18 protein-coding genes, 1 tRNA gene and 2 pseudogenes are annotated in these 18,871 nt (G+C 67.8%); 16 read left to right on the top strand and 5 right to left on the bottom strand.

The genetic code is table 11. From position 1 onward, the window contains the following. Positions 1-15 precede the first annotated feature (15 nt). Positions 16-960: a serine/threonine-protein kinase gene (locus ACH5AO_RS36205; RefSeq protein ID WP_398932274.1), complete on the bottom strand. Its 945-nt coding sequence runs from the start codon at positions 958-960 to the stop codon at positions 16-18. Between the two features lie 645 nt (positions 961-1,605). Here ACH5AO_RS36205 and ACH5AO_RS36210 point away from each other — a divergent pair. After that, on the top strand, positions 1,606-2,184 hold the full coding sequence (locus tag ACH5AO_RS36210) for a suppressor of fused domain protein (RefSeq protein WP_398932275.1): 579 nt from the start codon (positions 1,606-1,608) through the stop codon (positions 2,182-2,184). A gap of 468 nt (positions 2,185-2,652) precedes the next feature. Here ACH5AO_RS36210 and ACH5AO_RS36215 read toward each other — a convergent pair. Both ACH5AO_RS36215 and ACH5AO_RS36220 read right to left on the bottom strand, forming a co-directional pair. Next, positions 2,653-2,740: transfer RNA gene (locus tag ACH5AO_RS36215), tRNA-Leu, on the bottom strand. 148 nt (positions 2,741-2,888) lie between these two features. Next, positions 2,889-3,239 (bottom strand): annotated as a pseudogene (locus tag ACH5AO_RS36220) (aldehyde dehydrogenase family protein); the annotation flags it as partial. A 422-nt stretch (positions 3,240-3,661) separates the two neighbouring features. Between ACH5AO_RS36220 and ACH5AO_RS36225 the strand changes: the two are divergent. Continuing rightward, complete coding sequence (locus tag ACH5AO_RS36225; protein WP_398932277.1) at positions 3,662-4,813, top strand: methyltransferase; 1,152 nt, start codon at positions 3,662-3,664, stop codon at positions 4,811-4,813. 23 nt (positions 4,814-4,836) lie between these two features. Here ACH5AO_RS36225 and ACH5AO_RS36230 read toward each other — a convergent pair whose 3' ends face one another. Beyond that, complete coding sequence (locus tag ACH5AO_RS36230; protein ID WP_398932279.1) at positions 4,837-5,499, bottom strand: TetR/AcrR family transcriptional regulator; 663 nt, start codon at positions 5,497-5,499, stop codon at positions 4,837-4,839. Between the two features lie 136 nt (positions 5,500-5,635). Here ACH5AO_RS36230 and tcmA point away from each other — a divergent pair, with 136 nt between their 5' ends. Then, on the top strand, positions 5,636-7,240 hold the full coding sequence (gene tcmA / locus ACH5AO_RS36235) for a tetracenomycin C efflux MFS transporter (protein WP_398932281.1): 1,605 nt from the start codon (positions 5,636-5,638) through the stop codon (positions 7,238-7,240). 112 nt (positions 7,241-7,352) lie between these two features. Here tcmA and ACH5AO_RS36240 read toward each other — a convergent pair whose 3' ends face one another. Continuing rightward, positions 7,353-8,165, bottom strand: a complete 813-nt coding sequence (locus ACH5AO_RS36240; protein ID WP_398932283.1) for a class I SAM-dependent methyltransferase — start codon at positions 8,163-8,165, stop codon at positions 7,353-7,355. A gap of 496 nt (positions 8,166-8,661) precedes the next feature. Between ACH5AO_RS36240 and ACH5AO_RS36245 the strand changes: the two genes are divergently transcribed. The 13 genes and pseudogenes from ACH5AO_RS36245 to ACH5AO_RS36305 form a co-directional block, all read left to right on the top strand. Continuing rightward, entirely contained in the window at positions 8,662-10,380 is a 1,719-nt protein-coding gene (locus ACH5AO_RS36245) for an FAD-dependent oxidoreductase (RefSeq protein ID WP_398932286.1), read from the top strand. A 4-nt stretch (positions 10,381-10,384) separates the two neighbouring features. Further along, entirely contained in the window at positions 10,385-10,723 is a 339-nt protein-coding gene (locus tag ACH5AO_RS36250) for an antibiotic biosynthesis monooxygenase family protein (protein WP_386741950.1), read from the top strand. 2 nt (positions 10,724-10,725) lie between these two features. Continuing rightward, the gene (locus ACH5AO_RS36255) at positions 10,726-11,055 is read left to right on the top strand and encodes a TcmI family type II polyketide cyclase (RefSeq protein WP_398932289.1); all 330 of its coding nucleotides are present in this window, start codon (positions 10,726-10,728) and stop codon (positions 11,053-11,055) included. 46 nt (positions 11,056-11,101) lie between these two features. Further along, on the top strand, positions 11,102-11,518 hold the full coding sequence (locus ACH5AO_RS36260) for a cupin domain-containing protein (RefSeq protein ID WP_386741953.1): 417 nt from the start codon (positions 11,102-11,104) through the stop codon (positions 11,516-11,518). Between the two features lies 1 nt (position 11,519). Beyond that, complete coding sequence (gene tcmK / locus ACH5AO_RS36265; RefSeq protein ID WP_398932292.1) at positions 11,520-12,800, top strand: tetracenomycin C polyketide synthase ketoacyl synthase alpha subunit TcmK; 1,281 nt, start codon at positions 11,520-11,522, stop codon at positions 12,798-12,800. Further along, entirely contained in the window at positions 12,797-14,026 is a 1,230-nt protein-coding gene (locus ACH5AO_RS36270; RefSeq protein ID WP_398932294.1) for a ketosynthase chain-length factor, read from the top strand. Before tcmK ends, ACH5AO_RS36270 begins: the two co-directional genes overlap by 4 nt. Before the next feature lie 70 nt (positions 14,027-14,096). After that, complete coding sequence (locus ACH5AO_RS36275) at positions 14,097-14,348, top strand: acyl carrier protein (RefSeq protein ID WP_398932296.1); 252 nt, start codon at positions 14,097-14,099, stop codon at positions 14,346-14,348. Position 14,349: 1 nt separating this feature from the next. Next, a pseudogene (locus ACH5AO_RS36280) lies at positions 14,350-14,826 on the top strand (SRPBCC family protein); the annotation flags it as partial. Further along, entirely contained in the window at positions 14,824-15,834 is a 1,011-nt protein-coding gene (locus tag ACH5AO_RS36285; protein ID WP_398932305.1) for a methyltransferase, read from the top strand. The pseudogene ACH5AO_RS36280 and the gene ACH5AO_RS36285, both read left to right, overlap by 3 nt. A 98-nt stretch (positions 15,835-15,932) precedes the next feature. Beyond that, positions 15,933-16,952 (top strand): methyltransferase, encoded by a 1,020-nt coding sequence (locus ACH5AO_RS36290; protein ID WP_398932298.1) that lies wholly within the window; start codon positions 15,933-15,935, stop codon positions 16,950-16,952. After that, entirely contained in the window at positions 16,949-17,146 is a 198-nt protein-coding gene (locus ACH5AO_RS36295) for a DUF6059 family protein (RefSeq protein WP_398932300.1), read from the top strand. The genes ACH5AO_RS36290 and ACH5AO_RS36295 overlap by 4 nt, the downstream gene beginning before the upstream one ends. A gap of 31 nt (positions 17,147-17,177) precedes the next feature. Further along, the gene (locus ACH5AO_RS36300; protein ID WP_398932302.1) at positions 17,178-18,761 is read left to right on the top strand and encodes an acyl-CoA carboxylase subunit beta; all 1,584 of its coding nucleotides are present in this window, start codon (positions 17,178-17,180) and stop codon (positions 18,759-18,761) included. A gap of 15 nt (positions 18,762-18,776) precedes the next feature. Continuing rightward, positions 18,777-18,871: S-adenosylmethionine synthetase N-terminal domain-containing protein (locus ACH5AO_RS36305; RefSeq protein ID WP_352332740.1), on the top strand; the 95-nt coding region annotated here is incomplete at its 3' end.

Raw genomic sequence — 18,871 nt, forward strand, 5'->3', positions numbered from 1 at the left:
CGCGGTCTGCCTCGGTTAACGCGGCATGACCGGCGCTTGCGGCACGAGGAACGGCCGCCGGGGATCCTCCGGCGGCATCCTGCGGGTCGCGAACGCCGGATCGGGGGCCGGCAGGTACGGGGCGAGGGCCGCGTACACGTCCGCCGCATCGCCGGGACGGTCCTCGGGGCGCTTGGCGAGCAGGGCGTGCACCAGGTCCTGGAGGGCGGCCGGGGCGTCGACGCCGTCGTCGGCGAGGCGGGGCGGGGGCGCGGTGAGGTGCAGGGTCGCCATCTCGGCGGGGCCCCGGCCGCGGAAGGGCGGGTCGCCGGTGAGCATGTGGTGCAGCAGGCACCCGACCGCGTACAGGTCGCTGCGACCGTCCAACGGCCTCTCACCGGCCAGCAGTTCGGGTGAGGCGTAGGCGATGTTGCCGAGCGTCTCGCCGGTCATGGTGAGCTGTGGGTCGGCGTCCGAGACGACCTTCACGAGACCGAAGTCGAGGATCTTCACCAGGCCGCTGGTGCGGACCATGACGTTCTGGGGCTTGAGGTCGCGGTGGACGAGGTCGGCGGCGTGCGCGGCGGAGAGACCCGAGCACAGCTGCGCGGCCACGGAGACCGCGGCGGGCACCGGAAGGCGCCCGTCGTCGGCGCCGTCGACGACGTTGTCGAGGGTCGTCCCGTCGACGAGCTGCATCACCAGGCAGCAGACGTCCTCGGTCACGGCCGCGTCGTACACGGTGGTGAGGTTGGCGTGGTCCAGGCGGGCGGCGGTCTTGGCCTCCCTCTCGAAGCGCGCCAGGGCGGTGCGGCGCCGGTCCGGCAGGGCGAGCAGATCCGCGGCGACGGTCTTGACCGCGACGGGACGCTCCAGATATACGTCCGTCCCCTGCCAGACATGCCCCATCGCCCCTCTGCCCAGGATCCGGTCCAACCGGTACCTGCCGCGCAGTACCTTGCCCGCAGCGAACTGCTCCACGTGCACTTCCCTCAGTGAGTCCCGGCGCTGTGTCGGCGCGGACCGCCCGGCCGGAGGTGCGGCGCCGGCAGCCCGCGCGGAAGAAGTCAACCAGTCCCGTGCGCGGACCGGAGAATCCGGGGACCGCGGAATCCCGCACGGACCCGACGAACGTGACGCCGGGACGGGCCGGTGCGTCCGGTGGAGCGGACAGCCGAGCCCGCTCTGGTGGAGTTCCCGAGGACCGTCTCTCCCGTCGGCAAGGCTCCCGTGTCAGAGCCCCTGATGGCAACGGGCGCCGTTCTCCCGAGGGCATGGAGGACGACATCGACGCGGCCGTCGCCGGCCTCGTCAAGGAGCCCGTGGCCGTGGCCGGGACCCACTCGTCGCGAAGCGTGGAACCAAGCGCGCCGCGATCACGCTCACCGAGGGGGTCCCGTTCCTGGGAGGCATGGTCGGAGGCGCTGTGGACGCGGGAGCGACCGCGGTCATCGGACGGGCCACGGACAAGGCCTCGCGTGAGGGCACCCCGCGGGCCGAGGACGGTCTCGGGCCTGGTGGGCTCGCACGGTGAGGTGTCGTACGCATGCGGAGTCGGCGTCGGCGGTCCCATGACGCCGAGTGAGCCGGCAGGGGCGGTCGATCGTGGTCTGGGATGATCGCGCGGTGAGTGATGCGAGGGTGTCGGCCGCGGAGGCCGTCGAGTCACACGTCCGGGCGTTCTTCGAGGGGCACTCGGTGGAGGTCGTCGACTACGATCTCGGGCCGGAACGGCGAGCGGTGGTGCCCGGTCTGCGCGTTCTCGTCGTGGGGCCCGGTCCACGCGGCGACGGTTGGGCCTATGTGACCGCCGGGTGCTGGGCCGCGAGGGAGAAGGACGGTCACGGGCTTGAGTTCGTCATGACCGCCCACGTCCGCGACCAGCGGTTCATCGAGCTCATGGCGATGATCGCCCACTACCACCGCGGAGGACGTCGGCTCAACCTGGAGCACAGCATGCCGATCGGCGAACCGTGGGTGCCGGGTTCACCCTGCGATCACCTGCTGATCAGCCTGCCCTACCTCCACGGGCCCGGCCTGGAACACTGTCCCGTTCCCGGGGGCCACGCCCACATCCTGTGGACCCTGCCCGTGACAACAGCCGAGATCGAGTTCCGCAGGCGCCACGGGCACGAGGCGTTGGAGCGGCTCTTCGACGAGGCGGGGATCATCCCCACCGATCCTTTCAGGGCGTCGGTCGCCTGAGCTCCTGGCCTCCGGAGACCACCGCTCGTGGTCTCCGGGGGCGTTTCGGCCGCAGGTGCCGCGGGCTTCGGTGACCAGGCGGGGGCGCGTCGGCTGATCTCTGCCGCGTAGACGGCCCAGTCCGCGGCAGCGGCTCACTGCCGTTTGACGACGACGGTGATGTCGATGCCGAGGGCGCGGGCGAGGACCGCGGCAGGCAGCTCGGTGGCGAGCTGGAACAGGTCGGTCGAGCCGACTGCCGACTCCACGGAGTCTTTCGCCGGAGGATGCCCACGCCCCGGCACTGCCGGTCACCCTCAGCATACCCGGCAAGGCCGCCGGCCTCCTCCGCACCACCGGCCTGGAGCCCGCAGAGCGACCAGGGGATGACAGTACGTACGGCGAAGCCAGGACTGCGCTGTCGATCATGCGGTTGGGCACGCCACAGCCGGAGAAACAGAAAGACCCCAGATGAACCGGGGTCTCAGCTGGTGTCCGAGGGGGGACTTGAACCCCCACGCCCGATAAAGGGCACTAGCACCTCAAGCTAGCGCGTCTGCCATTCCGCCACCCGGACAAGGTGTCCGCCGCCTCGGCGGGGTGTTCCCCCTGCGGCGACATGGACAACCATACCAAGGTTTCGCAGTGCCTTTCACCTGCGTTTTCCGTGTCTCCGGGTGGCGGTGGGGCGGGGCGCACGGTGTGTGTCCGGGCGGTCACACGAGTCAGGGTATGAGCTGGTACTCCGGGAAGTTGCCGGGCAGGCGTCCCCCGGCCGGGCCCTGGGTCACGGCGCGGACCAGGAGGCCGCCGACGAACGCGCCGCGCCAGGACGCGCCGGAGCCGCCGAACGGTTCGTCGCGGTCGCCGCGGGAGCGCGGGACGCCGTGGCCGATCTTGAAGGCGCGGATGTGCGGGGCCAGCCGGTCGTAGGTGGACCGGTCGTCCGTGGAGAGCGTGGCCACCAGGGCGCCGTTGGAGGCGTTCATGGCGGCCGGCCGTTCCGCCTCCGTGTCGACCAGGACGATGGTGTCGACCGGGCCGAACGGCTCCGCGTGGTGCAGCGGGGAGGAGGGCCCGACGACCGAGCCCGGCCGAGGTGACGTCGGGCTGAGCCGTGACGCGCTGCCGGTACGACCGTCCGCGGCGCCTTCGTCCGGTAGCACGGTGCGGTCAGTGGAGCGGCGCCATGCCTGGCGGCAGTTCGGCCGCCTTGGAGTGGCCGAAGTCGGTACCCGAGCTGAGCGAACAATAGTTCGTCGAACTGGGGCGAGAGTTGGAGAAGGGACGGCCAGAACCACTGCGGTGATGTTTACCTCGATAGCGCGTACCGGCGCCGGGAAGGGCCGAACCGGTGGGAGAGTGCGGTTTCTGAGCGAAGGCCGCTGTCCGATCGGGTTTGCTGGGAGACCCTGGGGGACGTCCGCCACCGCGACGTCGGCTGGTGAGTGCCGTGGCCCGGTCGAAGGCCAGCAGTGGCGCGGGGGATGATGAAGAGGTGAACAAGGAACAGACCGTTTGCTGGTTGGATAGTTCGGGAGAGGAGCGGTGCGCCCTGTGGCGGTCGGAGAGCGGCGCGCCGCCACCAAAACAGGTGCTGGTGGCCGATGACCGGATGAACGCCGACACCGCGTTCCGCCTGGCGTGCGAGGGAACCTCGCTGTTATGGCGCGGTGACTTCCACAACGCCCGTCAACTGCTGGGGGCGATGGCGCGCCGCGTCGACCGTAAACCGCCGAAGCCGGGGGCGTCACCGGAGCAGAGCTTCCATTTGTACCGTCAGGCGCAGTCGAGACGTGCACGAATCCTGGGCATGCTGCTCTTGCCGGTCGAAGCGGGGCATGTGATTCCCCTGCGCCGAGCCCCGGACGTGCGACTGGCTTGCGAACAGGCGTACGGGCAGTGCCACGAACCTTATGTCATGTCACTGCGCGAGCTTCAGGGTGTCCTTGGGGCCGGCGAATGGCGCAAGAAGGGAGTCCGCGTGCCGGCGCTCGGCGAGTCGATCACGCCGCACTACGGTGTGTTCTCCCCGGTGCGTGGCGAGTACGTCGATCTAGTGGCCGAGGCACCGCTGCCGCCACAGGGCACGGCATTCGACATCGGCACCGGCTCGGGGGTTCTCGCCGCAGTCTTGGCCCGGCGCGGCGTTCGGCGGGTGGTGGCCACGGACCTTGACACACGTGCACTCGTCTGCGCGCGAGAGAACATCAACCGGCTGGGCCTGTCATCCACCGTGGACATCCAGCAGGCCGATCTGTTCCCCGGCGGCCGGGCATCCCTGATCGTCTGCAATCCTCCGTGGCTTCCGGGCCGGGCCCGGACGCCGCTCGAACACGCGGTGTACGACCCGGGAAGCCGGATGCTCCGCGGCTTCCTCGACGGCCTGTCCGCCCATCTGGAACCCGGCGGTGAGGGATGGCTCATCATCTCCGACCTTGCTGAGCGCCTGGGTCTGCGGTCCCGCACAGAGCTGACCGAACTGTTCGATCAGGCCGGCCTGACAGTGATGGGACGCCTTGACGCCCGGCCGCTGCACCCCCGTGCCCACGACCCCGCCGATCCGCTGCACTCCTCACGGAAGGCGGAAGTGACCACGCTGTGGAGGCTGGCGGTGAGTCCAGGCGCCGCCGATGGAACACGCCGGTAGCGTGATAGCGGGAGCCTGGAGCGTCAGGCTCCCGTGCGACCCCAGTCACCGAACAACTCCGGTCGCAGCGAGTCCAGAGCGGACTCGAACGCCACAGACAGGGCTTCCAGATCCCTGTCCGCTCGCAGGTACCAGTCCCGGGTGACGACGCGGCCGAATGCCTTGAACACTGCCACGATGAACCGCGGACGGAAGTCGTCGCTGAGATCCACACCTTCACGCGCGGCGACGACCCGGGCGAGCTTGTCCTCCATCTCCTCGCTGCGGCGCAGATGCTCCGCGAGGAGCTCGGGAGTGCGCTCGACCAGCCGCATCATTGCCATGTGCAACGCGCCGTCCCCGCCATCCAGTTCACCGTCGCGTACGCGCTCCAGGACGGCCCGGAAGGCACCGCTCATGGCCTGCAACGGGTTCTCGCCCGTCGGCCGGGCCTCCAGGGCGGCGAGAAACGCCTCGTCGATGGCGCTGATGGGTGTGAGAGCCACCTCTTCTTTGCTGGCGAAGTGGCGGAAGAACGTACGCGGATGCACCTCGACCGCCTCGGTGATCTGTTCCACGGTCGTGTGCTCGTAACCCTGCGCCAGGAACAGCTCTAGAGCTTCGCGGATCAGTTGATTACGCGTACGGCGGAGCTTTCGTTGCCGCAGGCCAGTGCTGTTGGGGGTCTTGGTTTCGGCGGTATCCACCCCGCAACCCTACCTCGCGCCACCCGATGACATCTGTCTCGCATTGTCAAATGTCACTCACTGCTGTTACCTTCGGGTCATGTTCTCCCCGTCACACCTGTGTCCGTCCTGCCGGAAATCGTTAGGGGGACGCTGAATGAGCACGGCAACGCACGACGAGCCGCCAGGCGTCAGGGAAACTCCCGCTTCCGGTCTGCGTGGACGTCCCTGGCCGACACTTCTTGCGGTCGCGGTCGGCGTGATGATGGTGGCTCTGGACAGCACCATCGTCGCCATCGCCAACCCCGCCATCCAGCAGGACCTCCACGCCTCGTTGGCCGACGTGCAATGGATCACCAACGGCTATCTGCTGGCACTCGCGGTCTCACTGATCACGGCCGGCAAACTGGGCGACAGGTTCGGACACCGCCAGACCTTCTTGGTCGGAGTGGCGGGCTTCGCCGTCACTTCGGCGGCCATCGGTCTTTCCGACAGCGTCGCGGTGATCGTCGTCTTCCGCGTTCTCCAGGGCCTGTTCGGCGCTCTGATGCAGCCGTCCGCGCTCGGCCTGCTGCGGGTCACGTTCCCGCCCGACAAGCTCAACATGGCGATTGGCATCTGGAGTGGCGTAGTCGGCGCCTCGACTGCTGCCGGGCCGATCGTCGGCGGACTCCTCGTCCAGCATGTCAGCTGGGAGGCGGTCTTCTTCATCAACGTGCCGGTCGGCCTCGCCGCGCTCGTCGTCGGCCTCATCATCCTGACGGACGCGCGCGCCGAGCGCGCCCCGAAGTCCTTCGACGTCTCCGGCATCGTGCTCCTGTCCGGAGCCATGTTCTGCCTGGTCTGGGGCCTGATCAAGGCTCCAGCCTGGGGATGGGGCGATCTGCGGACGCTGGGCTTCCTGGCCGCCGCCGTCCTCGCCTTCGCCGGTTTCACGCTGCGCGAGCGCAGGGCCATCGAGCCGCTGATGCCGCTCGCCATGTTCCGTTCCGTGCCGCTGTCTGCGGGAACCGTACTCATGGTGCTGATGGCGTTCTCGTTCATCGGTGGACTCTTTTTCGTTACGTTCTACCTGCAGAACGTCCATGGCATGAGCCCGGTCGAGAGCGGTGTGCACCTGCTGCCGCTCACCGGCATGATGATTGTCGGTGCTCCAGTGTCCGGTGCCGTGATCAGTCGGTTCGGTCCACGCGGGCCGCTGGTGGTGGGCATGCTCCTGACGGCGGCCTCCTTGTGGGGGATGTCGACACTGGAAGCAGACAGCGGTATGGGGATCACCTCGCTCTGGTTCGTGCTGCTGGGCCTTGGTCTCGCTCCGGTGATGGTGGGGACGACGGACGTCATCGTCAGCAACGCCCCGGCCGAACTGGCCGGTGTGGCCGGCGGTCTGCAGCAGTCCGCGATGCAGGTCGGCGGAAGTCTCGGCACCGCCGTACTCGGCGTCCTCATGGCCTCCCGGGTCGGCAACGTCTTCCCCGACAAGTGGGCGGAGGCGAACCTGCCACGACTCAGTCCGGAAGAGGCCGCGACGATGGAAGACGCGGCCAAGGTCGGAGTCGCCCCGTCGGCCGACGTCGTGCCCGGCCAGCATGCCGAGACTCTCTCCGATGTCGTCCACTCCTCATTCATCTCAGGAATGGGTCTGGCCTTCACCGTGGCTGGCGTCGTCGCGCTCGTGGGAGCCGCCTTCGCCATGCTCACCAAGAGGGCGAAGCTCGAGAAGGCGCCAGGCAAAGCACTGGCCCCGGCCTCCACGGGATGACAGCCCTGAAACGCCTCATGAATACCCGTTGGTGATGCCGGCGGGGTCCGACCGAACGGGCCCCGCCGGCACTGCTGTTTCATTGGTGTCCAAACGGTGAACAGCCCCTGAATCAGAAGGCGTAACGCAGCAGCCGATGCGCGTAGCGAAGTTGTGGAATGCTGCGCATGCTGGCGCTCACCAACCTTTCGACGGGACGGGCACTGGCGAGATGCGGCGAATCGAGCAGCGACCACTGCTCCTGGAATCGCAAGCCCGGGATCCTGCTCTCCAGAGACCGGGGATCTCCGACACCCCAGCCAAATGTCGCGCCCGTGGCCCGCAGGAGTTGCGAGTACTTAGCGAATCGGAGAGTCCACGGGAGTACGGCATCAAACATGACCGCACCCTGTGGAAGATGCCGGGTGAGCCGTCGAAGCATTTCCTCCCCGTCGGCTTCCTGGAGATACGGCGTCAGCCCTTCGGCGACCACAAGCGTCGGCCGGTCTCCAGGCACAGAATTCAACCACTCCTCCGTGGTAACCGATGCTCCGATCATCCGGTAACCGTCGCGGTTCGGATAGAGCCGGCTTCTCAACTCGATGACGTCCGGTACATCAACGTCAATCCACTCGACACCGTTGGGTAGGTCCATCCGGAATGCCCGGCTGTCCAGACCGCACGCGAGATGCAGCACCACAGCGTTCGGATGGGTCGTCAGGAACCCCCTGGTCCACTCATCGAGCTTGCTGGCACGGAACGTCACGATCCGCACGTCCTTGGTGGCTGTCCTGATGCGGCTGAAGTCGTAGTCGATGCGGCGCAGCAGCTCCTCCGCCGTGGCGTCTCCCAGTACGGGATCCGGTTGTTGATTGTCCAGAGCGCGGGCCTGAAGTGTGGCTAGGAGCGTCTCGTGTACGCCGGCCAGCCGGATCGTTTCACCCATGGAACAGCAGCCTCCAAGTGCACACAGCGTGGCGTCAAGAGAGCCCTAAGTGCGCAGACAGGAGCAGATTCTGGACACATTGCGGAGGGGGAAGTCAGGACACTTCAAGGTATTCGTCGCCAAAACGCACCAGTGATTGGCGAGGCGCTTGGCGTGATCTGATCAATGCACCTGCGGGGTGCAATGCCTTGGATGGCTTGATCTCTTTTGTTGACAAGGTAAAAGGGAGACCAAGGAGTGAAGGCTTCACATTGCATGTTCGAATTTATCAGCCGTCGAGGAGAGGGTGACGTTTGGCGGATAAATCTGATGGGTATCAATGTTGTTTCATTTTTCCCAGGGCGCCTGACTCGTTGTCAGTCGCAGCTATCCGGCCCATCGTGAGTGATTGTTCGATGTTGACTGGACGGATCGGAAGATGTTCATGTGTATGAGCCAAGCAGCGCTGCACTGGTCGGCCCGAGGGGGAAGTGATTCCCGCGCAGGGGCGACTCGTGTGCGTGTATCCGATCGACTGAAAGGCTGCACCTTGTCCACTGAAGAAATCCCGGTACTGATAGCCGGCGGAGGTCTTACCGGACTATCCGCGGCCCTCTTTCTCAGTCAGCACGGGATCTCATGCCGCCTGGTGGAGAAGCACCGGGGAACCACGGTTCTGACCCGGGCGTCGGGAATCAGCTCCCGCACGATGGAGCTGTTGCGTGGTGTGGGCCTGGAACAGACCGTGATCGAGCGCGGGCCGAAACTCATCGAGGGAGCCCGCTGGCGCGAACTCGGTCAGCCGGCGAACCAGATCCCCTGGGTCGTCATTCGGGCCAATGGCCTGCACGACCTGGAGAACGCGGTGACCGTCGAGGAGCCTTCGCTTGACGTCGGCCACCTCAGCCCCACCCGTCCCTACTGGTGCGGGCAAGACAGGCTGGAGCCGATCCTCCGCGACGAGGCCGTTCGCCGTGGGGCCCGTATCGACTTCAACACGCGTATGGACGCGTTCACGGCGGACGAGAGCGGAGTCACGGCCACGATCGTCGACCAGGCCACCGGCGAGGAGAGCACGGTCCGCGCCCGATACCTCATCGCGGCGGACGGGGTGCGCAGCCCCGTACGGGAGAAGCTGGGGATCTCGCGCACCGGACACGGCACGATCGGCAACGCCATGAGCGTCCTGTTCAAGGCAGACCTGAAGGATACGGTCAAGGGTCGGCGCTTCGTCATCTGCTACCTGCCGAACCCCGACGAACCCGGAGTCCTCCAGCTCCCGGACGTGCCGGCCGTACTCCAGCTGTTCGACGAGGAACGCTGGATCTTCGGCTTCTTCTACGACCCGCGGGAGACCTCGGCCGAGCAGTTCACCGACGAGCGCTGCGCGCAGATCATCCGGAACGCAACCGGGCTCCCGGACCTTCCGATCGAGGTCCAGATGGCCAGGCCCTGGGAAATGTCCCACAACAGCGCGCGCTCCTACCGCAGCGGCCGGGTCTTCCTGGCCGGGGACGCCGCTCATGTGCACCCGCCTGCCGGTGCCTTCGGAGCGAACGGCGGTATCCAGGACGCCCACAACCTGGCATGGAAGCTGGCGGCCGTCCTGAAGGGAACGGCCAGCGACGCCCTGCTCGACACCTATGAGCAGGAGCGCCTGCCGATCGGTGCCGCCGTCGCCGATCAGGCATGGATCCGCCACACCTGGAGGCTCAACGACTCCGAGGAACTGCGCCGCGAGCTGCGCGAGTCGACGCTGGTCGCCACCGGCTACCGCTACACCTCTGACGCAATTCTCGGTGCCGCCTACCCGGAACCCATCCCCGCCGAACACGACCTCACCGGCCGGCCGGGGTACCGTGTGCCCCATCTCTGGCTGAACCGCGGTGGGGAGCGCGTCTCGACAGTTGACCTCAGCACGGACGCGTTCGTCCTGCTCGCCGGACCCGGCGGAGGCGAGTGGCAAGCTGCGGCCGACAAGGTCACGCAGGACCTGGGCGTGCCCGTGCACTGCCACACTGCAGGCAGCGACGGGCAACTGGCAGATCCCGATGGGGCCTTCCTCAAAACCACGAGTCTCACACGGAACGGTGCGCTGTTGATCCGGCCGGACGGCTTCGTGGCGTGGCGGGCCGAAAACCTGCCGGAGGACGCCGCCGGGAAGCTGCGGTCCGCACTGGAGCGGATCCTGGCGCGAACCCCCGACAAGTCCGGCGTCACGGCGCTGGAGGGCTGACCGCATGGCGACCATCTCCCTCTCGCCGGACCTGTTCACCCTCGTCAACGTCTTCACCGTCGCCCCTGAGAAGCAGCAGGAACTGCGCGACCACTTGGTCCAGGTGACCGAGGACCTGATCCGGCACATGCCGGGTTTCGTCTCCGCGAACTTCCACCTCAGCCGCGATGGCGAACAGGTCGTCAACTACGCCCAGTGGCGGTCGGAGGCCGACTTCCGCGCCATGCACGCCGATCCGCGGCTGCAGAGCCACTTCGACTACTGCCGGTCCGTCTCCCGGCCGAAGCCGATCTTCTGCGAGCTCACCCACTCCTTCGACGCCGCGTCACCGGACGGAGCGTGAACATGGCCTACCGGGCACTCATGGTCCTGCGTATGGACCCGGCGGACGCGGAGCACGTGGCAGCCGCGTTTGCCGAGCACGACAAGACGGAACTGCCGGTGGAGATCGGGGTCAGGCGACGGGTCCTGTTCCGCTTCCACGATCTGTACATGCACCTCGTCGAAGCCGACGACAACATCATGGAGCGGCTCTACCAGGCGCGCAGCCACCCGCTGTTCCAGGAGGTCAACGAGCGCGTAGGGCAGTACCTCCACCCGTACGCGCAGGACTGGAAGGAGTTGAAGGACTCCAAGGCGGAAGTGTTCTACAGCTGGACCGCCCCCGACTCCTGACCGCCGACCATCCGTGACCATCGCTCAGCACGAAGGAGAACACACCGTGGCAGCCGCCGCCAAGATCGCCATGTCCAGTGTGGCGCCCAGTCACCGGCAGGGGGGAAGCACCCGCGCCCTGCTGACACCGTCGTCGGTGGGTACGACCTCCGGATTCCTCGGCCACATCGAGCTGGCACCCCAGGAGTCCATCACCGAGCACTACCACCCGTTCTCGGACAAGTACCTGTACCTGATTGAAGGGAACCTCGTCGTCCAGGTGAACGGCGAGGAGGTGCGCCTGGAGCAGGACGAGGCCCTGTTCGTCACTCGCGGCCAGCGACACCGCATCGAGAACCGAGGAAACGTATCTGCGCGAGTGGTCTTCCAGATCTCACCGCTCGCCCCGAGGCCCGAACTCGGCCATGTCGACACCGAGCCCGTGCCGCACCCGGCCTCCGCGCCGCCGAAGGTGGGAGGCTGACATGACCCAGCACGCGGAGAAGCGGGTGGTGATCACCGGCATCGGTGTGCGAGCCCCAGGAGGCGTCGGAACCGCGGCCTTCTGGGACCTGCTGACCGCCGGACGCACCGCCACCAGGGCCATCTCTCTGTTCGACGCCGCGCCCTTCCGGTCCCGGATAGCCGGAGAGATCGACTTCGACCCTATCGGCGAGGGGCTGTCGCCCCGGCAGGCGTCGACGTACGACCGGGCCACGCAGCTCGCCGTCGTCTGCGCTCGTGACGCACTGAAGGACAGCGGGCTGGACCCGGCCGAGGTGAACCCGGAACGGATCGGGGTGAGTATCGGCACCGCTGTCGGCTCCACCACCAGCCTCGACCGCGAGTACGAGCGGGTCAGCGACGGCGGCTCGCAGTGGCTGGTCGACCACACGCTCGCCGTCGAGCAGCTCTTCGACTACTTCATACCCACCTCCATCTGCCGAGAGGTCGCCTGGGAGGTGGGAGCCGAGGGACCGGTGACGGTGGTGTCGACCGGGTGCACCTCCGGCCTGGACGCCGTCGGATACGGCACGGAGCTCATCCGGGACGGACGCGCCGACGTGGTCGTCTGCGGTGCCACCGATGCACCGATCTCGCCCATCACCGTCGCCTGCTTCGACGCCATCAAGGCGACATCGGCCAACAACGACGACCCTGCGCACGCCTCCCGCCCCTTCGACCGCAATCGCGACGGATTCGTGCTCGGGGAGGGCTCGGCGGTCTTCGTCCTGGAGGAACTGGGCGCCGCCCGCCGGCGAGGAGCGCACGCCTACGCGGAGGTCCGCGGCTTCGCCACGCGGTCGAACGCCTTCCACATGACCGGCCTGAAGCCGGACGGCCGGGAGATGGCGGAAGCCATCACCGCGGCCCTGAACCAGGCCCGCCGCACCGGCGAGGACCTGCACTACATCAACGCGCACGGCTCCGGCACCCGGCAGAACGACCGGCACGAGACGGCCGCCTTCAAACGCAGCATCGGCCGGCGGGCGTACGACGTGCCCGTGAGCTCCATCAAGTCCATGATCGGACACTCCCTCGGAGCCATCGGATCCCTCGAACTGGCCGCCTCCGCGCTGGCGATCGAACACGGCGTGGTCCCGCCCACCGCCAACTACGAGGAACCCGACCCCGAATGCGACCTCGACTATGTGCCGAACGTCGCGAGGGAACAGCGGGTCGACACCGTGCTCAGCGTCGGCAGCGGATTCGGCGGCTTCCAGAGCGCCGCAGTGCTCGCCCGTCCGAAGGAGACCAGCTCATGAGCGCGCCGACCCCCGTCGTGGTCACCGGCATGGGCATCGTGGCACCCAACGGCATCGGCACCGAGGAGTACTGGGCGGCCACACTCGCCGGCAAGAGCGGCATCGATGTCATCCAGCGATTCGATCCCCACAGCTACCCCGTCCGAGTGGGAGGCGAGGTACTGGCGTTCGACGCCACCGCCCATCTCCCCGGGCGTCTCCTGCCGCAGACCGACCGCATGACGCAGCACGCCCTGGTGGCCGCCGAGTGGGCACTGGCGGACGCCGGACTGGAGCCGGAGAAGGAGGACGAGTACGGCCTCGGCGTCCTGACGGCCAGCGGCGCGGGAGGGTTCGAGTTCGGCCAGCGCGAGATGCAGAAGCTCTGGGGAACAGGTCCACAACGCGTCAGCGCCTACCAGTCGTTCGCCTGGTTCTACGCGGTGAACACCGGTCAGATCTCCATCCGCCACGGCATGCGCGGGCACAGCTCCGTGTTCGTCACCGAGCAGGCCGGCGGCCTCGACGCCGCCGCCCACGCGGCGCGCCTGCTGCGCAAGGGAACGTTGAACACGGCCCTGACCGGAGGATTCGAAGCCTCCCTCTGCCCCTGGGGCCTGGTCGCCCAGATCCCGAGCGGCTTCCTGAGCGAGGCCACCGATCCTCACCACGCCTATCTGCCATTCGACGCGCGGGCCGCCGGATACGTGCCCGGCGAGGGCGGAGCCATGGTGGTCGTCGAGCGGGCGGACTCCGCACACGAGCGAGACACCGCCATGGTCTACGGGACGATCGCCGGGCACGCTTCCACCTTCGACTCCCGCCCCGGCACAGGCAGGCCCACCGGGCTGGCCCGGGCCATCCGTCTGGCTCTCGACGAGGCCCGGGTCGCGCCGGAGGACGTCGACGTGGTCTACGCCGACGCCGCAGGAGTGCCGGCCCTCGACCGGGCGGAGGCGGAAGCCCTCACCAACGTCTTCGGGCCCGGCGCCGTACCGGTCACCGCACCCAAGACGATGACCGGACGACTCTACGCGGGAGGAGCGGCCCTGGACGTGGCGACCGCGCTGCTCTCCATCAGGGACTCCGTCATCCCGCCGACCATCGGCACCAGTGTGCCCGCGCCCGGGCTCGACATCGACCTGGTGCTCCACCAGCCCCGTGAGCTGCGAGTGGGCACCGCCCTGGTCGTCGCGCGAGGTATGGGCGGGTTCAACTCCGCAATGGTCGTCCAGCGGCGCATCTGACCAAGCTGTCTCCATGTCACCCGCGTTGAGCGCACACCACCGCATCACACCACTCATCCGGAGGTTCATCGTGCCCCAGATCGACCTGCCCCGACTCGTCGAGATCATCAGGGAATGCGCAGGAGACCCCGACGAACGGGACCTGGACGGCGACATCCTCGACATCACCTACCAGGACCTCGGATACGACTCCCTCGCCCTTTTGGAGATCTCCGCGAAACTGGAACAGGACCTCGGAGTGTCGATATCGGGGGAGGAGCTGAAGACCCCCCGGCACACCCTGCAGCTGGTCAACACCGAGACGGCCGGGGAGGTCGCCTGACATGGCAGCGCGCACGGACAACTCCATCCTCATCAACGCGCCGTTCGAGCTCGTCTGGGACATCACCAACGACATCGAGTCATGGCCGGAACTGTTCTCCGAGTACGCCGAGGCGGAGATCCTCCGTCAGGACGACGACGGCTTCGACTTCCGTCTCAAGACCCGCCCCGACGCGGGCGGAAAGGTCTGGGAGTGGGTCTCCCACCGTGCGCCCGACAAGGAATCCCGCACGGTCCGAGCGCACCGCGTCGAGACCGGGCCCTTCGCCTACATGAACCTGCACTGGACCTACCGGGCCGTCGCCGGAGGCACCGAGATGCGGTGGGTGCAGGAGTTCGACATGAAGCCCGAGGCCCCGTTCGGCAACGCACACATGACCGCTCACCTCAACACGACGACCCGGGCGAACATGGAGCGCATCAAAAAGATCATCGAAGACAGGCACCGCGCGGGACAGGAGACCGCGGCGCCTGTCATCCCCACCGAGCTCCACGCCCAGCAGCTGCTCCTGCTGGCCGCCTCCGGACGCCTGGCCCGGATCGTCCACGTGCTGACCGAGCTGAAGATCGCCGATCTCCTCGCCGACGGCCCCCGCCATGTCGCGGACCTGGCCAAGGAGACGGACACCCACGAACTCTCCCTCTACCGCATCCTGCGCAGCGCCGCCTCCGTCGGCGTCTTCGCCGAGGGGCCCGTCAAGACCTTCTCCCCGACGCCCCTGTCGGACGGACTGCGCACCGGCAACCCGGACGGGGTGCTGCCCCTGGTGAAGTACAACAACATGGAGCTGACCAGGCGGCCGTACGACGAGATCATGCACAGTGTGCGCACCGGCGAACCGGCCTTCCAGCGCGTGTTCGGAAGCTCGTTCTTCGAGCACCTGGAAGCGAATCCGGAAGCCGGCGAATTCTTCGAGCGGTTCATGGCCCACTGGAGCCGCCGGCTCGTCCTCGACGGACTCGCCGACCAGGGCATGGAGCGCTTCTCGCGCATCGCCGACCTCGGCGGCGGCGACGGCTGGTTCCTCGCCCAGATCCTCAGGCGCCACCCGCACGCCACCGGCCTCCTCATGGACCTGCCACGGGTGGCCGCGTCGGCCGGGCCCGTCCTGGAGGAGGCAGGAGTCACCGACCGCGTCACCGTACTGCCCGGCGACTTCTTCACGGACCCCGTACCCACCGGCTACGACGCCTACCTCTTCAAGGGCGTGCTGCACAACTGGTCCGACGAGCGAGTCTTGACCGTCCTGCACCGGATCCGGCAAGCCATCGGCGATGACGACGCACGCCTGCTGATCTTCGACCAGGTCATGGCCCCCGAGAACGAGTGGGACCACGCCAAGATGCTGGACATCGACATGCTGGTGCTCTTCGGAGGCCGCGAACGGGTGCTGGCCGAGTGGCGACAGCTGCTGCTCGAGGCGAACTTCGACATCGTCAACACGCCCTCCCACACCTGGACGACGCTGGAGTGCCGCCCCGTCTAGGGCCCCCTCCCGGACATTCGAGAACCGCGGGGTCTGGCACGCACCAGACCCCGCCCGCCTGAACCGCCAGCCCCACGTTCAAGGAGAGCAAGCACACCATGACGCCGCACACGGAAATCCGCGGACCGGGCGACATCCTCAAGCTGACCATGGCCTTCTACGGATCGCGTGCCCTCATCAGCGCGGTCGAACTGGACCTGTTCACCCTGCTCGCCGGGAAACCGCTGCCCCTCGTAGAGCTGTGCGACCAGGCGGGCATCCATCCCCGAGGCTCGCGAGACTTCCTTGACGCCCTGGTGGCGCTTGGACTCCTGGAGCGGGAGGGCGAGGAGATGTATCGCAACAGCCCGGCCGCCGACCGATACCTGGACCGGCGCAAGCCCGGATACGTCGGCGGCTACACCCGGCTCGCGGACACCAAGCTGTTCCCCGTCTGGGCACAGCTGACCGACGCCCTGCGCACGGGTGAGAAGCAGGTTCCGAGCCAGGGCGGCTTCTTCGGCGGCTACGCGGACCCCGAGGCGGCCCGCGGCTTCCTCGGCGCCATGGACGCCGTCAACGGCGGCGTCGGGCACAGCCTGGCTAGCGCGCTTGACTGGACGGAGTACTCCTCATTCGTCGACCTCGGTGGCGCGCGCGGCAACCTCGCCGCTCACCTGCACCGAGCACACCCGCACATCCAGGCCACCTGTTTCGACCTGCCCGAGATGGAACCCTTCTTCCAGGAGCACATGAAGTCCCTGGAGATGACGGACCACGTGCGCTTCGCCGGGGGCGACTTCTTCACCGACGCCCTGCCGCGAGCGGATGTGTACATCGTCGGGCACATCCTCCACTACTTCGGTCTCCGGCAGCGCGAGGCACTGATCGCCCGCATCCACCAGGCGCTCACCCCGGGCGGTGTCGTCCTCGTCTACGACCGGATGATCGACGACGACCGGCGCAGTGCCGCACTGAGCCTCCTCGGCAGCCTCAACATGCTGCTGACCTCCGACGAAGGACGCGAGTACACCCCCAGCGAGTGCGTCCAGTGGCTCTCCGACGCCGGATTCACCGACATCCGCACCACGGCGGTGAGCGGACCCGACACCCTCGCCATCGGCAGCAAACCCCGGTGAGGTGGTTCGGCAGGACCGTCTGGCTGGGTCTGCTCAGCCTCGGCGCGTTCTGGACCGGGCACCTGCCCGCCGACCCTCACGGGCAAGAGCGGGCCGTGCCCGTCCCGCCGACCGGACATCCGGAACGGCTCGTCCCCACGGCGCTCACCCCTCAGGAGCTGATCCTGTCGCGCGAGCTGGGCTGGACCCGCTGACCCGACGAAGAGCCCGACGAGGAGCCCACCCATGACAGCCCCGGTGCCCCAGCACGTCCCCGAAGCCACCCTGCGGGACCGGACCGCCGAACTTCACGCACTTCGGGAGGAGGTACGGCAGGGGCCCTGCCGGAAGGCGACCGAAACCCAGCACACCAAGGGCAAGCTGACCGCCCGCGAACGCGTCGACCTTCTGCTGGACGAGGGATCTTTCACCGAGGTGGAGCCGCTGCGCAGACATCGCGCCTCCGGATTCGGCCTGGAGGCCAAGCGTCCCCACACCGATGGAGTGATCACCGGCTGGGGCACCGTGCACGGACGTACCATTTTCGTCTACGCACACGACTTCCGGATCTTCGGCGGTGCGCTGGGCGAAGCACACGCGGCGAAGATCCACAAAATCATGGACAAGGCGGTCGCGGCCGGGGCGCCGCTGGTGTCACTGAACGACGGGGCGGGCGCCCGCATTCAGGAAGGTGTCGCCGCACTGGCCGGATACGGCGGCATCTTCCGCCGTAACACCAGCGCGTCCGGCGTGATCCCGCAGATCAGCGTTGTACTCGGCCCCTGCGCGGGCGGCGCGGCCTACAGCCCCGCGCTGACCGACTTCGTGTTCATGACCCGCGGCGTGTCCCAGATGTTCGTCACCGGTCCCGACGTCGTCCAGACGGTGACCGGTGAGAAGGTCACGCACGAGGCACTTGGCGGCGCGGACGTGCACGCGGAGACCTCGGGCGTGTGCCACTTTGCGTACGACGACGAGCAGACCTGCCTGGAGGAGGTGCGCTACCTGCTGTCGCTTCTGCCGCAGAACAATCGGGAGCACCCGCCGGAGGCGCACTGCACCGACCCCGTCTACCGGCGCTGCGACGGTCTTATAGACCTCGTCCCCTCGGACGGAAGCCGGTCGTACGACATGCGGGCCGTCCTCGCGCAACTTGTCAATGACGGCGACTACCTGGAGGCTCACGCGCGCTGGGCCCCCAACGTCGTCTGTGCGCTGACCAGGCTGGGCGGTCAGGTGACGGGCATCGTCGCCAACCAGCCGGCGGCCCTGGCCGGAGCCCTGGACATCCAAGCGGCCGAGAAGGCAGCCCGGTTCGTCCAGACTTGCGACGCCTTCAACATCCCCCTGGTCACCCTGCTGGACGTGCCCGGCTTCATGCCTGGGGTGAACCAGGAACACGGCGGCATCATCCGGCACGGCGCCAAGCTGCTGTACGCGTACTGCAACGCCACCGTGCCGCGAGTGTCGGTCGTCCTCCGCAAGGCGTACGGCGGCGCGTACATAGTGATGGACTCACAGTCCATCGGCGCCGACCTGACCTATGCCTGGCCCACGAACGAGATCGCCGTCATGGGCGCGGAAGGCGCGGCGAACGTCGTCTTCCGTCGCCAGATCGCGGCCGCGCACGACCCGGACACCATGCGGGCACGGATGGTCAAGGAGTACCGGTCCGAGTTGATGCACCCGTACTTCGCCGCCGAACGCGGCCTGGTGGACGACGTGATCGACCCGGCGGAGACCCGCGAGGTCCTGATCCAGTCGCTGACCATGCTCCGCACCAAACACGCCGACCTGCCCCTGCGCAAGCACGGGAACCCACCGCAGTAAGGAGAAGGAGAAACCGTGTCCCGTCGCCTGTTCACCTCGGAGTCCGTGACCGAGGGTCACCCCGACAAGATCGCTGACCAGATCAGCGACACCATTCTCGACGCACTCCT

The sequence above is a fragment of the Streptomyces sp. NPDC018964 genome (genome assembly GCF_044390325.1).
Taxonomy (GTDB): domain Bacteria; phylum Actinomycetota; class Actinomycetes; order Streptomycetales; family Streptomycetaceae; genus Streptomyces.

What these genes read in the sequence shown, in the direction of transcription:
- tcmA (WP_398932281.1), top strand. Translation starts at nt 5,636, where the DNA reads ATGAGCACGGCAACGCACGACGAGCCGCCAGGCGTCAGGGAAACTCCC.
- ACH5AO_RS36240 (WP_398932283.1), bottom strand. Translation starts at nt 8,165, where the DNA reads ATGGGTGAAACGATCCGGCTGGCCGGCGTACACGAGACGCTCCTAGCC.
- ACH5AO_RS36250 (WP_386741950.1), top strand. Translation starts at nt 10,385, where the DNA reads ATGGCGACCATCTCCCTCTCGCCGGACCTGTTCACCCTCGTCAACGTC.
- ACH5AO_RS36255 (WP_398932289.1), top strand. Translation starts at nt 10,726, where the DNA reads ATGGCCTACCGGGCACTCATGGTCCTGCGTATGGACCCGGCGGACGCG.
- tcmK (WP_398932292.1), top strand. Translation starts at nt 11,520, where the DNA reads ATGACCCAGCACGCGGAGAAGCGGGTGGTGATCACCGGCATCGGTGTG.
- ACH5AO_RS36270 (WP_398932294.1), top strand. Translation starts at nt 12,797, where the DNA reads ATGAGCGCGCCGACCCCCGTCGTGGTCACCGGCATGGGCATCGTGGCA.
- ACH5AO_RS36290 (WP_398932298.1), top strand. Translation starts at nt 15,933, where the DNA reads ATGACGCCGCACACGGAAATCCGCGGACCGGGCGACATCCTCAAGCTG.
- ACH5AO_RS36300 (WP_398932302.1), top strand. Translation starts at nt 17,178, where the DNA reads ATGACAGCCCCGGTGCCCCAGCACGTCCCCGAAGCCACCCTGCGGGAC.